Raw genomic sequence first — 13,111 nt, forward strand, 5'->3', positions numbered from 1 at the left:
CATTCGTAGGCCGGATAAGCGCAGCGCCATCCGGCAAATCAAGGGATTAGTAGCTGCTGGCGCTCTTGCCGTCGCCGTGACCCAGGGCTTTCAACAGGCTAGCCAGCAGACTGGATGCGCCAAAACGGTAGTGACGGGCATCGGCCCAGTCGGCACCGAACAGTTCATCAGCGATCGCCAGGAACTGCTGCGCATCTTCCGCGCTGCGCACGCCGCCTGCCGGTTTAAAGCCAACGGTTTTCTCAACGCCCATATCGCGGATCACTTCCATCATGATGCGAGCGCTTTCAGGCGTGGCATTTACCGGCACTTTACCGGTCGAGGTTTTGATGAAATCGGCCCCGGCTTTGATAGAGATTTCAGACGCTTTACGGATCAGCGCTTCTTCTTTCAGCTCACCGGTTTCGATGATCACTTTCAGCAGCACGTTGGCCGCTGCACAAGCCTCTTTACAGGCTTTCACCAGCTCGAAACCGACCTGCTCATTACCGGCAATCAGCGCGCGGTACGGGAAGACTACGTCCACTTCGTCAGCGCCGTAAGCGATCGCCGCGCGAGTTTCCGCCAGTGCGATGTCGATATCGTCATTCCCGTGCGGGAAGTTGGTGACCGTGGCGATGCGAATATCCGGCGTCCCCTGCTCATTCAGCGTTTTACGGGCGATCGGGATGAAGCGCGGGTAGATGCAGACCGCCGCGGTGTTACCCACCGGGGTTTTCGCCTGATGACACAGGGCAATGACTTTCTCATTGGTGTCGTCGTCATTCAGGGTGGTCAGGTCCATCAGTTTTAACGCGCGCAGGCTGCTTGCTTTTAAATCAGTCATTTCATACTCCGCCGGCGCAGTGCCGGTTCAATAGTTTGTTCACCTTGCGAGTCTGTTACTATTGTAACATTCACTCGCCGTTACACTTCGACATTCATCACAGTTAATGAAAACTAATTACTAATTTGCATTACTGTAACGTGATTAAAATCACAAATTATTACTCAATACCGCAGCAATTATCGTCAGTCCCCTCTTAAGCATAATCGATACCATGCCGCCGATGGAGGTGTGATAATTCTAACACACAATAACAGATTCACTCGATACCGTGGCGCACATTTTGCCCATTTTACGGGAAACAAAAACGCTACAACTTGAAATGTATGCTATTTTTCAAAAAAGAGAGTGGTGATGGAATTATCACATTTACAGCAACACCAGCGGCACGGAGGCCGCTGGTTCAGGAGACAGGCTTACAGGGCGAGGAACACCCCGGCGATGGTGGCGCTCATCAGGTTGGACAGCGTCCCCGCCGCTACCGCACGTAGCCCAAGCTGAGCGATATCTTGCCGCCGGTTGGGCGCCATCCCCCCAAGTCCGCCAATCAGAATGGCGATTGATGACAGATTGGCAAAGCCGCACAGCGCGAAAGAGATAATGGCTTTAGTGTGATCTGAAATCACCTGCAGCCCGGCCGCCGCTACTTCCGCATCCGCCTTCAGGTATTCGCCAAAGTTCATATAAGCGACGAACTCGTTAATGATCAGCTTCTGGCCAATAAACGACCCGGCCACCGTGGCTTCGTGCCACGGCACGCCAATTACCCACGCCAGCGGTGAGAAGACCCAGCCGAGGATCATCTGCAGCGACAGATCCGGATGGTTAAACCAGCCGCCGACGCCGGAAAGAATCCCGTTCAGCAGGGCGATCAGCGCAATAAACGCCAGCAGCATCGCACCGACGTTGAGCGCCAGCTGCATACCAGACGCGGCGCCGGAGGCAGCGGCGTCCAGCACGTTGGCCGGTTTATCCGCGTCAGCGCTTTGGCTGTCATGGGCCGGGTTATCGTCGGGTTTTTCCGTTTCCGGTACGATAATTTTGGCAAACAGCAGGCCTCCCGGCGCCGCCATAAACGACGCGGCAATAAGGTACTCCAGCGGAACGCCCATCTGCGCATAGCCCGCCAGTACCGAGCCCGCCACCGAGGCCAGGCCGCCGCACATGACCGCAAACAGCTCCGAGCGAGTCATGGTGGCGATATAAGGACGCACCACCAGCGGCGCTTCGGTCTGGCCAACAAAGATGTTCGCTGTAGCCGATAGCGATTCAGTACGCGAGGTCTTCAGCACTGCCCGCAGCGCGCCGCCGAGAATACGAATCACCAGCTGCATAATGCCCAGGTAGTAAAGCACAGCAATCAGCGACGAGAAGAAGACGATCACCGGCAGCACCCGCAGGGCAAAAACGAAGCCGCCGCCGCCAAACACCTCGAACATTTTATCGGAGACCAATCCGCCGAAAATAAAACTGATCCCTTCATTGCCGTAGGCAATAACGCTGGCGACGCCGTTCGACATCGCTAACAGCGCCGAGCGCCCGGCCGGTACATACAATATCAACGCGCCGATTCCCACCTGGATTATCCAGGCGCCGAGCACGGTGCGCAGGTTAATGGCTTTTCGGTTATTGGAGAGCAGCACAGCAATGGCCAACAGCACCACCATGCCGATAAGTCCCATGAGGATTTGCATACAGATTCCCTGTGTTTCGATAGTCCAGTACTAACGGCGTGATTATATCGGCCTGAAACTATCCTGCCCGTCTGGCTTCACACATTTTAAGCAAATCAATGAGATGGAAGGACGATAATGAGAATTCGATCACCATACCTGGGCAGGAGAAAGCGCGAACAGCGTGCGCGTGTTCTGCATGATCCCTTCGGCGATCGCTTCCGGGGGCTCCGGGCGCAGCTCGCAGAGCGACTCGAAGACCCGGACAACCTGCTCCGGGCGATTGGGCTGTCCTTGAAAACCGTTAAGCGGCATATCCGGCGCATCGGTCTCGAGCAGCAGAGCGGAAAGCGGCAGACGCGCCATCACTTCACGGGTTTTACGGGCGCGGGGATAGGTAATGGTGCCGCCAACGCCGATCTTATAGCCAAGCTGAACGAAGCGCTCGGCCTGCTGCAGACTGCCGGCGAAACCATGTACCACCCCAGTACGCGGCAGGGCATGTTTTTTCAGCAGCATCGCCAGCTTATCGTGGGTACGTCGGGAGTGGAGGATCACCGGCAGATCGTAACGCTTTGCCAGACGCAGCTGCGCTTCCAGTAGCGCCTGTTGACGATCAAACCGCGGATCGTCGCGATAAAGATCGAGGCCAATCTCTCCCACCGCCACCAGCTTAGGCGGCCGTTGCGCCAACAAGGCTTCCAGCTGCGTCAGTCCCTCCTCGGTGTGCTCTTCGATGACGATCGGATGCATGCCCAGTGCGGCATACAGCGCCTCGTGCCGCGCCGCCAGCGCCAGTACTGAACTGAAACGCTCGGCGGAGATCGCCGGGACGATGATCCGCTCAATACCAGCCTGTGCCGCACGTTCCAGACTGGCGGCTTCATCTGCCGCGAAGGGGGGAAAATCGAAGTGACAGTGGGTATCAATAAAACGGTGGCTCATGCCAGATCCTCATGATCAAAGCTGGCGTCATTCGCCTGCGGTGCGGCGATGATCGTTGCCTGAGGTGCCTCATTGGCCACCGGTACCGGCGGCACCACCACCGGCGCCGGACGGGCAATACGCGGCGCATGGCGCAACAGCGGCGGCCGGTCAGCCAGCAGTTTACCCACCGTTGCCAGGAAATAACGGCCACACTGGCGTCCGGTTTTGTAGTCCTCCAGCAGCGCCGGCAACCGGCTGCCGAGTGCCATACTGCGCAATGGCCGCTGTGGATAGATTTCGAAGATCCGCAGCTTACCGGGCGGTTTCTCAATGAACTGTTGAATGGCGCGGTAGGTGGTTTCGTGATGATGCACCAGATTAACCAGCGGCTGTAGGCTGCTCTCTCCCAGCCAGCGCTCCATCCGCTTGAACCACTGCGGGGTATAAAACATTTGCGAAGGGACGGTGCGGATCACCACGATGGTCTGGGCGCCACGGCGGGCCGCCTCCTGCACCGGGATCGCATCGCTGACGCCGCCGTCAAGGTAGCTGACGCCGTCAAGCAACACGCCGCTGCGATAAAAACCGGGGATGGCGCTGGAGGCGCGGATCAGATCCAGCCAGGTTTGCGGCGTCGGTGAAAAATAGCTGGCAGTGTAATCATCGCCGCGGCAGGCGCACATCCACAGCTCTTTCCCCAGCGCGAACTGCGCTTCGGCGTAGTTCATGGCCAGCGGCATCTGCTGTGAAGTGGCCTCTACCAGCCAGTCGAGATCGATAAGGTTGCCGCCGCGCACAAAGCGCATCGGATCGAAAAACTGGCGTGAAGTGGTGTAGCGAGTGATGACTTTGCGCGCATACCCTTGCTGATTACACATGTAGGCAGAAAGGTTTTGCGCGCCCGCGGAGGTACCCAGCATCAGGTCAAAGGGGTTAAATCCGGCGCGCATAAATTCGTCCAGCACCCCGGCGGTGAAAATCCCTCGTTGTCCTCCGCCTTCGCATACCAGCGCCAGCTTGCCCGGTCGGAAAGGTTTAACCGCCAGCGGGGCGATATTGCCCAGCGTGACGGGAATGCGTTGCCCCACCCTGCTTTCCTGTTCGATTGGTCTTCTCCTGACAAGGTAACGCAATTTGCCCGTCGCTTAAACCGCGAAAGCCAGTCCGCTGGACTGGCTTTGTGTAAGATGACGTGTCAGTAAAAATGCTCAGGCTTCGGCATCGCCTGCATCGCGGGCCGCCTAAGGACGTCTGCGTCCTGTAAACAGGCTCACCAGGAACAGGATAATCCCGACGACAAAGACGATTTTCGCGGCGCCAGCGGCAGTACCCGCCAGACCACCAAAGCCCAGGGCCGCAGCAATTAATGCAATGACCAGAAAAATAATTCCCCATCGAAACATACTTTTCTCCTTACCATAATGGACGGTGAACAGCGGTTTGCGCACCCTTTCTGCATAGCTCATCGCTCAGTGGATGCTGCTATTCGTTCGGCAACCTTGGCCAGACAACACTTTTGTTAATAACTCGGTTTACTTAACGCTAAGATCGTTACGCACGCTTTTCACACCAGAAACCGCTTTCGCAATCTCTGCGGCACGCTCCGCCTGCGCCGCGGAAGCCACCGTACCGGTCAGATGCACCGCGCCGGCGTTGGTTTCGACTTTCACATTGCGCGAAGGGACAATGTCATCCGCCAGCAGCTTAGCTTTCACTTCACTGGTAATAGCGGTATCCCCGGCATAGCCTTTCAGCGTCGCCGTCTCGCTCGATGATTTATGATGGACCGTCAGCTTGTCGTTAACGCGCGAGACGCCTTCGACCCCTTTCGCTACGCTCAGTGCCTGACTTTTCTGTTCAGCACTGGTGACGTCGCCGCTGAGGGTGACCACTTTGTTTTCCGTTTTCACCGAAATATCGCCGGAGTTAATGTCTTTATGGTCGATTAGCGCCGCTTTTACCCGAGCGGTAATGGTACTGTCGTCCATAAAATCGCCGACTTTATTAATCGAATTGTCTACCGCCTCTCCCGCGTTGCTGGCAGCCGACTTCGCACTGTCTACCGTTGTTTTTTCCGTCTCTGCCGAGGCGTTCAACGCGGCTAAGCCTAAGAAGAGCGCCAGCAACATATTGGCATTCTTTAGTCTGGTCATCGTGATGTCCTCGTTTTTTCACCAGCGCTGGCGTCTTATCGCAGTGAATTACGCCAGCATTTTTAAAATCACGAATTAAATATAGTAGACAGACGAAGGGGTTGCGGAGGATATGGATAAAAAACAGACGAATTAGCGGTGTTTTAAGAACTTTCCAGAAGGAAGGGTACAGGGGCGTAACAGGAAAAAAGCGCGGCCTGCGCCGCGCTTCGTCAGGGATTAGTGCTCGCGCGTTTTGCGGAACACCACGTCAGGATAACGCTCCTGCGTCAGGTTCAGGTTGACCATTGTCGGAGCGATATAGGTCAGGTTATCGCCGCCATCCAGCGCCAGCTGAACTTCGTTTTTACGTTTGAACTCTTCGAATTTCTTCACGTCCGTGGATTCAACCCAGCGCGCGGTGGCCACGTTGACCGATTCATAAATCGCTTCCACGTTGTATTCGCTTTTCAGACGCGCTACCACCACGTCAAACTGCAGCACACCGACGGCGCCAACGATCAGATCGTTATTAGCGATCGGGCGGAAGACCTGGACCGCGCCCTCTTCAGAGAGCTGAACCAGCCCTTTCAGCAGCTGTTTCTGCTTCAGCGGATCCTTAAGACGAATACGGCGGAACAGTTCCGGTGCGAAGTTCGGAATACCGGTGAACTTCATCATCTCGCCCTGGGTGAAGGTATCGCCAATCTGAATGGTACCGTGGTTATGCAGGCCGATGATATCGCCCGGATATGCTTCTTCTACGTGAGAACGGTCGCCAGCCATAAAGGTCAGGGCGTCGGAAATCACCACGTCTTTACCGATACGCACCTGACGCAACTTCATGCCTTTTTCATATTTACCAGACACCACGCGCATGAAAGCCACGCGGTCGCGGTGTTTCGGGTCCATGTTGGCCTGAATTTTAAACACGAAGCCGGTGAATTTCTCTTCCGTGGCAGTGACTTCACGCGTGTCGGTGTTACGCGGCATCGGCGCCGGGGCCCACTCCACCAGCCCATCCAGCATATGGTCAACGCCGAAGTTGCCTAACGCGGTTCCGAAGAAGACCGGCGTGATTTCGCCGGCCAGGAACAGATCTTTATCGAACTCGTTCGACGCGCCCTGCACCAGCTCCAGCTCGTCGCGCAGCTGCTGCGCCAGGTCTTCCCCCACCGCCGCATCGAGATCCGGGTTGTTGAGCCCCTTCACGATGCGCACTTCCTGAATGGTGTGGCCTTTACCGGTCTGGTACAGGTAGGTTTCGTCTTTGTAGAGGTGATAAACGCCTTTGAACAGCTTGCCGCAGCCGATAGGCCAGGTAATCGGCGCGCAGCCGATTTTCAGCTCATTCTCAACCTCATCCAGCAATTCCATCGGATCGCGAATATCACGGTCAAGTTTGTTCATAAAGGTGAGGATCGGCGTGTCGCGCAGACGGGTAACTTCCATCAGCTTACGGGTCCGGTCTTCGACGCCTTTCGCTGCGTCAATCACCATCAGACAGCAGTCCACCGCCGTCAGAGTACGGTAGGTATCTTCGGAGAAGTCTTCGTGCCCCGGGGTATCCAGCAGGTTCACCAGGCAGTCGTGGTATGGGAACTGCATCACCGAGGTGGTGATTGAGATCCCACGCTGTTTTTCCATCTCCATCCAGTCGGACTTTGCATGCTGGCTGGAGCCACGGCCTTTTACGGTACCGGCGGTCTGAATCGCCTGTCCGAACAGCAGCACCTTTTCGGTGATGGTGGTCTTACCGGCATCCGGGTGAGAAATAATGGCAAAAGTGCGGCGTTTGGCCACCTCTTGCAGATAAGGAGACAACGTCATAATTAATCTTCTAAGTAAACGCAGCAATGCGCCGCGCATGTGGAATACGAAAAATTGCGGCTATTTTACCCATCAATAGGGGGGAGGCAATCAGTGTTTACACAGGAGCTGCTCCAGTTCGCTTAACGAGGTCACCGTCCAGTCGGGCTGCAGGTCTGCTGGCAACGTTTGCTGGTGCGCATTCAGCCAGCAGGTCGCCAGTCCGGCATTCACGCCACCGCGAATATCCGACTCAGCGGTATCACCGACCATCAGTACTCGCGAGCGCGGTGGATTACCCGCTTGCGCCAGCGCGTAATCGAAGATGCGCGCATCCGGCTTGGCGACGCCAACTTCTTCAGAAATAATCAGTAAATCAAAGTGATCGCGTAAACCTGTGCGCTCCAGACGAGTCTGCTGCAGCGAGGTAAAACCGTTGGTGATGATGCCCATCTTGACCTTGCCCTGCAGCGCGTTGAGCAGCGAGACCGCTCCCGGCAGCGGGGCACAGATTTCCGCCATCGCATTCATAAACGCATCGTTGAGCTCACCCGGCTTAACGTTCAAACGTTCCGCCCAGCTGTCAAAGCGCTGGTGCTGTAGCTGCAGCGAGGTGATGGCGCCGTTTTGATAATCCACCCACAGCGGCTTATTCACGGCCTGATAGTGCTGAAAATCTTCGGCGGTAAATGTCACGCTGTAGTCGAGAAACATCCGCTGTAAGCCGCTGAAAGAATCAAACGAAAACAACGTTTCATCGGCATCAAAGAAAATCCAGTCCCATTTCATCGTATCACCTTGTCTTACATACTGATTGGCAGAGCCATAATAATGGCGTCTTCGCGCCCGTCGACCGTCGGATAGTAGTTGCGGCGGATGGTCGCTTCGTTAAAGCCTACGCTTTCATACAGCGCAATGGCGGCAGCGTTGGAAGCGCGCACCTCCAGCCATAGCGTGACGACGCCCAGTTTTTCAACTTCATCAATGACATGTTCCAGCAGTTCCCGTCCCAGACCGCGGCGCTGGTATGCCGGGTCGACGGCGATATTAAACAGCGTCGCTTCATCGAGGACTATCTGCGTAATGGCGAACGCTGCCATTTCTCCATCCACTGCCAGTTGGTAATTCAGATAACGTTCACCCTGATTGCTGGCAAAGGTTTGTTCGCTCCACGGGAAGGCGTGGGCGCGTTTTTCGATTTGCCAGGCTTTAGATAAATCACCCGTGCTGAGGGTAGAAATCGTGTTCATGTGCGCAGATTTGTTGCCAGAGCGCCTTACGAGCCGGCGCGCTGGTCTGAAGTTCATCAAAAGCGGGGGTAGACACCTGGGCGCCCGCCAGCGGCAGCGATGCCTCTGTACCCAACCGCCAGCTGTTGCAGCGGCTGTCCTGCGGTAGCATCGCCACCCGCTCGGGGGTGAGCTGCAGGACCTGATCTGGCGTAACGGCCAGCGCGCGCAATATGTCGCCAATCAGCGGTTCAGTCAGCGACGGCGGGCTTTCCGCCACCATCACCAGACGAATATGTTCAGGCAGCGAGATAGCGATTTCGCCCTGCAACGCCCCCGGTCGGCGCAGCGACCACTGGGTAATGCCCAGCTGCTGTAGTTGCCAGTCTCGTCGGGATGTCATAGCGAAACACTCCTGGTAAACAAGCGCGCAATATAGCAAATCCGTCGTATCTGCGCCAACAAACTACTATAATCGGCGCCAGTCTTAATGAAGGAGTGTTTCATGTCCGCTTTTACCCCGGCAAGTGAAGTCTTGCTGCGCCACAGTGATGATTTCGAGTCCGCCCGCGTTCTGTTTGCCGGTGACCTGCAGGATGATCTGCCTGCACGTCTGGATACCGCGGCCAGCCGCGCCCACACCCAACAGTTCCACCACTGGCAGGTCCTCAACCGCCAAATGGGTGACAATGTCCGCTTTAGTTTAGTGGCCGAGGCCGCTGACGTCGCTGAATGTGACACCCTGATCTACTACTGGCCGAAGAACAAACCTGAGGCGCAGTTCCAGCTGATGAACCTGCTCGCTCTGCTACCAGTGGGAAGCGACATTTTTGTCGTCGGTGAAAACCGCAGCGGCGTCCGCAGCGCGGAGCAGATGTTGGCTGAATATGCGCCACTAAACAAAGTGGATAGCGCCCGCCGCTGTGGCCTCTATCATGGCCGTCTGGAAAAGCAGCCATCCTTCAACGCCGACGCGTTCTGGGGCGAATATGCGCTGGATAATCTGACCATCAAAACCCTGCCAGGTGTCTTTAGCCGCGATGGTTTGGACGTAGGCAGCCAGCTGCTGCTCTCCACCCTCGAGCCGCATACCAAAGGAAAAGTGCTGGATGTCGGCTGCGGCGCGGGCGTGCTGGCCGCGGTGCTGGCCAGCCATTCACCGAAGGTGCGCCTGACTCTGTGCGACGTCAGCGCCCCGGCGGTGGAAGCCAGCCGCGCGACCCTTGCCGCCAACGGTTTTGCAGGCGATGTGTTTGCCAGCAACGTCTTCTCCGAGGTCAATGGCCGCTTCGACATGATCATTTCTAACCCGCCATTCCATGACGGGTTGCAAACCAGCCTCGAGGCGGCCCAGGCGCTGATCCGCGGCGCGGTTCGCCATCTGAATAGCGGCGGCGAGCTACGCATTGTCGCCAACGCCTTCCTGCCCTATCCGCAGGTGCTGGATGAAACGTTCGGCTTCCATGAAGTGATCGCTCAGACCGGGCGCTTTAAGGTCTATCGCACCATCATGACCCGTCAGGCGAAAAAATAACCCCCTCACGCCAGCGGCCCGTTTGCGGTGCCGCTGGCGCTTACTGCGAACAAATCCGGCCATTTTTGCAGCAATCGATACAACCTGCATAATTAACTATTGACGTGCCGCCGAAAACCACTAGAATGCGCCTCCGTGGTAACGATACTTTCATAGTGTCGATGGTATGCGAAGGTGGCGGAATTGGTAGACGCGCTAGCTTCAGGTGTTAGTGTCCTTACGGACGTGGGGGTTCAAGTCCCCCCCCTCGCACCATAATCCACGTTGATATTGCTCGCACTGGGCGAAGGTGGCGGAATTGGTAGACGCGCTAGCTTCAGGTGTTAGTGTCCTTACGGACGTGGGGGTTCAAGTCCCCCCCCTCGCACCAACGAGGCAATATCTAAAGAAAGAATACTGTGCGAAGGTGGCGGAATTGGTAGACGCGCTAGCTTCAGGTGTTAGTGTCCTTACGGACGTGGGGGTTCAAGTCCCCCCCCTCGCACCAATATTCTTCCCTCCCCGGCCTCATCCCCTCAGTTTGATATCCAGCAACATCAGCATGATTCCACTAATCAGTGCGACGCACGATGGTAGCAGAATAAAATGGCGCAGTTGACGATGCCATATCATTGCCGCAGACATCAGCATGCCCGCCGCGACCAGCAACCGCCATACGTCAGCCGATACCCCGGCATACCCGAGAGCGACAATCAGCGCGCCGGGAATCACCACTCCCCAGCCGCTTCCTAATGCTCGCTGCAGCATGGTTTCACCTCTCACAACGATAATGATAACCAATATCATATGACAATCTTTATCATTTGTCATTTGCGATGTGCTCTGCTCCTTTTTCTTTACGTTCGCGGTAATGACATACATTCATGAAGGTGATAAATTAAGCGGATTAACGATATATATTAAATATTTTGCTTATTTTGCAAATAACCTTTTTTTGCACATTGTTATCAGACTCTTCATTTTTGGCTTTCATCATTTTGAAATTTAACGACTAATAATGATTCTTCCGATATGACTGCACAAACCTGGCGAGCACACTACGCACAAAAATATCAATATTCCTTACGCCTTTTTTTACTGCTTAATTTCATTTCTTCCTCTCTGTCGCTGGTCAGCCCACTATTTACGGTAGTCCGTTTTACGCTGCCCTGCGCCCTGATCGTGACCTGCAGCGGGCTGTTGCTGCTCTGGCACTGGAAATGGCCGCAATCAAAAATAAATATTCCTGCTATCTCGTTGTTATTTGGCATGCTGTGGGCATGGCACGTAGTGGCAAAATCGATGCTATTGACACCACCGCATTTTAACTATCTGGTGATCGCCCTATTAAGCATTCTGTTTATTGGCACCATCGCTTTTGCCAATAATATCACTGCCTTTACCCTTCACTCTTTACCGACTTTCCTTGCCTGCCTGATAATGGCGGAGGGGGAACAATGGTTGCGTATGACCTACTGTTTTATGCTGCCTATTGCCGGCATTACCCTGCAAAATATTATCCAGAGGCGCAGCGATGCCTTTACTCAGGGATTAATGGATAAACTGATGCAGGAACGCAATACGCTCAATGATCTCAGTATGCTGGATCCCTTGACCGGTCTGTATAATCGCCGCGGACTGCAAAATCGCCTCGACACACTGTTGGCGCTGGACGGCGATAACCACTATGTGCTGCTTCTCGATATCGATCATTTCAAAGCCTATAACGACCACTATGGCCATATGATGGGTGACCAGGCGCTGATTCGCGTCTCTGCCGCCATTCGCAACGCCGTGCGCTCACGCGATATTGTTGCCCGTTTTGGCGGAGAGGAGTTTATGGTGCTGCTGACCAACAGCAGTAAAGAAACGGCCTGGCAGGCAGCCGAACGCATTCGTCAGCGAGTCTACGATCTGAAGATCCCCCATATGTTTAATGAAAGCGTCGCGACCAACGTCACCATCAGCATTGGCCTGACGCCATTGATTGATGACAACATTGAGCAAGCGCTGGCGCGAGCCGATGGGGCACTTTATGAGGCCAAAAATAAAGGCCGAAACATTATTCTTGCTAGCTAGTTTTCGCGCGCCGCGACGCCGATAAAATTCTTGCCATGCCGTCTGCAAACAACTAATATCAGGAATCATTATCATTTAGATTTGTATCTGGAAATCGCATGGCCTGGCGTTCTCTTCCTCTCAGCGATGAACTCATCTGGCGGGCTCCCCTCCCGACGGCCGAGCGCGCTCTGGCGGAGAGTATTCGGGAAAAAATCGCGACCCTGCGTCCCCATCTGCTCGATTTCCTGCGCCTTGACGAACCCGCGCCACGGCACGCGTTAACGCTTGCCGAATGGTCGCAATCCACCGCCTTACGCTCTCTGCTGGCAACTTACTCCGATCATATCTATCGTCATCAACCGACGCTGCCGCAGGAACAGAAGCCCCTGCTCTCGCTCTGGGCGCAATGGTATATCGGACTGCTGGTGCCGCCGCTAATGCTGGCGCTGCTCAATGAACCGCAAGGCCTCAGCCTGGCGCCAGAACATTTCCATGTCGAATTTCATGAAAGCGGCCGGGCGGCATGCTTCTGGATTGATGTGCATAGCGATCCCGACATCGAGAGGCTTTCACCACAGGCGCGGATGGATGCCCTGGTAACGCGCACCCTGCAGCCGGTTGTTGAGGCGCTGGCGGCGACGGGCGAGATCAATAGCAAACTTATCTGGAGCAATACGGGTTATTTGATTAACTGGTATCTTGGGGAAATGCGCGCGCTGCTGGGTGAGGAACGGCTTGCCACGTTACGTCAGCACTGCTTCTTTGAAAAACAGCTCGCCGATGGCCAGGATAACCCGCTGTGGCGAACGGTGGTGCTGCGTGAAGGGCAGTTAGTCCGACGCACCTGCTGTCAGCGCTATCGCCTGCCGGATGTCCAACAGTGCGGCGACTGCACCCTAAAATAACCCCCAGCAGGTCATAAAACGGGCGGCCGTCGCCGC

The 13,111-nt window shown here is 55.5% G+C and carries 15 protein-coding genes and 3 tRNA genes; 7 read left to right on the forward strand and 11 right to left on the reverse strand.

The window, feature by feature from the left end:
• Window positions 1-46 precede the first annotated feature (46 nt).
• The 10 genes from deoC to LGL98_RS21565 form a co-directional block, all read right to left on the reverse strand.
• Window positions 47-826 carry a deoxyribose-phosphate aldolase gene (gene deoC, locus LGL98_RS21520; RefSeq protein WP_004886530.1) on the reverse strand — a complete coding sequence of 260 codons (780 nt, stop codon included), beginning with the start codon at window positions 824-826 and terminating at the stop codon, window positions 47-49.
• A gap of 416 nt (window positions 827-1,242) precedes the next feature.
• Complete coding sequence (locus tag LGL98_RS21525) at window positions 1,243-2,520, reverse strand: NupC/NupG family nucleoside CNT transporter (protein ID WP_136028814.1); 1,278 nt, start codon at window positions 2,518-2,520, stop codon at window positions 1,243-1,245.
• Between the two features lie 129 nt (window positions 2,521-2,649).
• Window positions 2,650-3,444 (reverse strand): TatD family hydrolase, encoded by a 795-nt coding sequence (locus LGL98_RS21530; RefSeq protein ID WP_136028812.1) that lies wholly within the window; start codon window positions 3,442-3,444, stop codon window positions 2,650-2,652.
• A complete protein-coding gene (locus LGL98_RS21535) occupies window positions 3,441-4,514 on the reverse strand; it encodes a patatin-like phospholipase family protein (protein ID WP_136028810.1) in 1,074 nt (357 codons plus the stop codon). Before LGL98_RS21535 ends, LGL98_RS21530 begins: the two co-directional genes overlap by 4 nt.
• Before the next feature lie 153 nt (window positions 4,515-4,667).
• Window positions 4,668-4,829 (reverse strand): DUF1328 domain-containing protein, encoded by a 162-nt coding sequence (locus LGL98_RS21540; RefSeq protein WP_002887716.1) that lies wholly within the window; start codon window positions 4,827-4,829, stop codon window positions 4,668-4,670.
• 129 nt (window positions 4,830-4,958) lie between these two features.
• Window positions 4,959-5,579, reverse strand: coding sequence for a molecular chaperone OsmY (gene osmY, locus LGL98_RS21545; RefSeq protein ID WP_136028808.1), 621 nt, complete (start codon window positions 5,577-5,579; stop codon window positions 4,959-4,961).
• A gap of 219 nt (window positions 5,580-5,798) precedes the next feature.
• Window positions 5,799-7,388 (reverse strand): peptide chain release factor 3, encoded by a 1,590-nt coding sequence (gene prfC / locus LGL98_RS21550; protein ID WP_002887711.1) that lies wholly within the window; start codon window positions 7,386-7,388, stop codon window positions 5,799-5,801.
• Window positions 7,389-7,478: 90 nt separating this feature from the next.
• Window positions 7,479-8,156: a pyrimidine 5'-nucleotidase gene (gene yjjG / locus LGL98_RS21555; protein WP_136028806.1), complete on the reverse strand. Its 678-nt coding sequence runs from the start codon at window positions 8,154-8,156 to the stop codon at window positions 7,479-7,481.
• Window positions 8,157-8,170: 14 nt separating this feature from the next.
• Window positions 8,171-8,617 (reverse strand): ribosomal protein S18-alanine N-acetyltransferase, encoded by a 447-nt coding sequence (rimI, locus tag LGL98_RS21560; protein ID WP_136028804.1) that lies wholly within the window; start codon window positions 8,615-8,617, stop codon window positions 8,171-8,173.
• Window positions 8,586-8,999 (reverse strand): DNA polymerase III subunit psi, encoded by a 414-nt coding sequence (locus LGL98_RS21565; protein WP_136028802.1) that lies wholly within the window; start codon window positions 8,997-8,999, stop codon window positions 8,586-8,588. The genes rimI and LGL98_RS21565 overlap by 32 nt, the downstream gene beginning before the upstream one ends.
• Window positions 9,000-9,101: 102 nt before the next feature.
• Here LGL98_RS21565 and rsmC point away from each other — a divergent pair, with 102 nt between their 5' ends.
• From rsmC to LGL98_RS21585, 4 genes are all read left to right on the forward strand, one after another.
• Window positions 9,102-10,130, forward strand: a complete 1,029-nt coding sequence (gene rsmC, locus LGL98_RS21570) for a 16S rRNA (guanine(1207)-N(2))-methyltransferase RsmC (protein WP_136028800.1) — start codon at window positions 9,102-9,104, stop codon at window positions 10,128-10,130.
• 168 nt (window positions 10,131-10,298) lie between these two features.
• Window positions 10,299-10,385 (forward strand) — tRNA-Leu (locus LGL98_RS21575).
• Between the two features lie 28 nt (window positions 10,386-10,413).
• Window positions 10,414-10,500: transfer RNA gene (locus LGL98_RS21580), tRNA-Leu, on the forward strand.
• A gap of 30 nt (window positions 10,501-10,530) precedes the next feature.
• Window positions 10,531-10,617, forward strand: a tRNA-Leu gene (locus LGL98_RS21585).
• A gap of 20 nt (window positions 10,618-10,637) precedes the next feature.
• On the opposite strand, the gene LGL98_RS21590 is transcribed toward LGL98_RS21585, so the two are convergent.
• Entirely contained in the window at window positions 10,638-10,877 is a 240-nt protein-coding gene (locus LGL98_RS21590; RefSeq protein WP_136031588.1) for a DUF1435 domain-containing protein, read from the reverse strand.
• A 70-nt stretch (window positions 10,878-10,947) separates the two neighbouring features.
• Here LGL98_RS21590 and LGL98_RS21595 point away from each other — a divergent pair, with 70 nt between their 5' ends.
• The 3 genes from LGL98_RS21595 to fhuF all read left to right on the forward strand — a co-directional run bounded on the left by LGL98_RS21595 (window position 10,948) and on the right by fhuF (window position 13,075).
• The gene (locus LGL98_RS21595) at window positions 10,948-11,118 is read left to right on the forward strand and encodes a hypothetical protein (protein ID WP_168435291.1); all 171 of its coding nucleotides are present in this window, start codon (window positions 10,948-10,950) and stop codon (window positions 11,116-11,118) included.
• A 23-nt stretch (window positions 11,119-11,141) separates the two neighbouring features.
• Complete coding sequence (locus LGL98_RS21600; protein ID WP_136031586.1) at window positions 11,142-12,188, forward strand: GGDEF domain-containing protein; 1,047 nt, start codon at window positions 11,142-11,144, stop codon at window positions 12,186-12,188.
• 98 nt (window positions 12,189-12,286) lie between these two features.
• Window positions 12,287-13,075: a siderophore-iron reductase FhuF gene (gene fhuF, locus LGL98_RS21605; protein ID WP_136031584.1), complete on the forward strand. Its 789-nt coding sequence runs from the start codon at window positions 12,287-12,289 to the stop codon at window positions 13,073-13,075.
• Window positions 13,076-13,111: the final 36 nt, after the last annotated feature.

The sequence above is a fragment of the Klebsiella africana genome (assembly GCF_020526085.1).
GTDB classification, from domain to species: Bacteria; Pseudomonadota; Gammaproteobacteria; order Enterobacterales; family Enterobacteriaceae; genus Klebsiella; species Klebsiella africana.

Excerpts from the sequence above, each read along its gene's own strand:
- deoC (WP_004886530.1), bottom strand. The coding sequence starts at position 826 with ATGACTGATTTAAAAGCAAGCAGCCTGCGCGCGTTAAAACTGATGGAC.
- fhuF (WP_136031584.1), top strand. The coding sequence starts at position 12,287 with ATGGCCTGGCGTTCTCTTCCTCTCAGCGATGAACTCATCTGGCGGGCT.
- LGL98_RS21540 (WP_002887716.1), bottom strand. The coding sequence starts at position 4,829 with ATGTTTCGATGGGGAATTATTTTTCTGGTCATTGCATTAATTGCTGCG.
- LGL98_RS21600 (WP_136031586.1), top strand. The coding sequence starts at position 11,142 with ATGACTGCACAAACCTGGCGAGCACACTACGCACAAAAATATCAATAT.
- LGL98_RS21590 (WP_136031588.1), bottom strand. The coding sequence starts at position 10,877 with ATGCTGCAGCGAGCATTAGGAAGCGGCTGGGGAGTGGTGATTCCCGGC.
- prfC (WP_002887711.1), bottom strand. The coding sequence starts at position 7,388 with ATGACGTTGTCTCCTTATCTGCAAGAGGTGGCCAAACGCCGCACTTTT.
- osmY (WP_136028808.1), bottom strand. The coding sequence starts at position 5,579 with ATGACCAGACTAAAGAATGCCAATATGTTGCTGGCGCTCTTCTTAGGC.
- LGL98_RS21565 (WP_136028802.1), bottom strand. The coding sequence starts at position 8,999 with ATGACATCCCGACGAGACTGGCAACTACAGCAGCTGGGCATTACCCAG.
- LGL98_RS21525 (WP_136028814.1), bottom strand. The coding sequence starts at position 2,520 with ATGCAAATCCTCATGGGACTTATCGGCATGGTGGTGCTGTTGGCCATT.
- yjjG (WP_136028806.1), bottom strand. The coding sequence starts at position 8,156 with ATGAAATGGGACTGGATTTTCTTTGATGCCGATGAAACGTTGTTTTCG.
- rimI (WP_136028804.1), bottom strand. The coding sequence starts at position 8,617 with ATGAACACGATTTCTACCCTCAGCACGGGTGATTTATCTAAAGCCTGG.
- LGL98_RS21530 (WP_136028812.1), bottom strand. The coding sequence starts at position 3,444 with ATGAGCCACCGTTTTATTGATACCCACTGTCACTTCGATTTTCCCCCC.
- rsmC (WP_136028800.1), top strand. The coding sequence starts at position 9,102 with ATGTCCGCTTTTACCCCGGCAAGTGAAGTCTTGCTGCGCCACAGTGAT.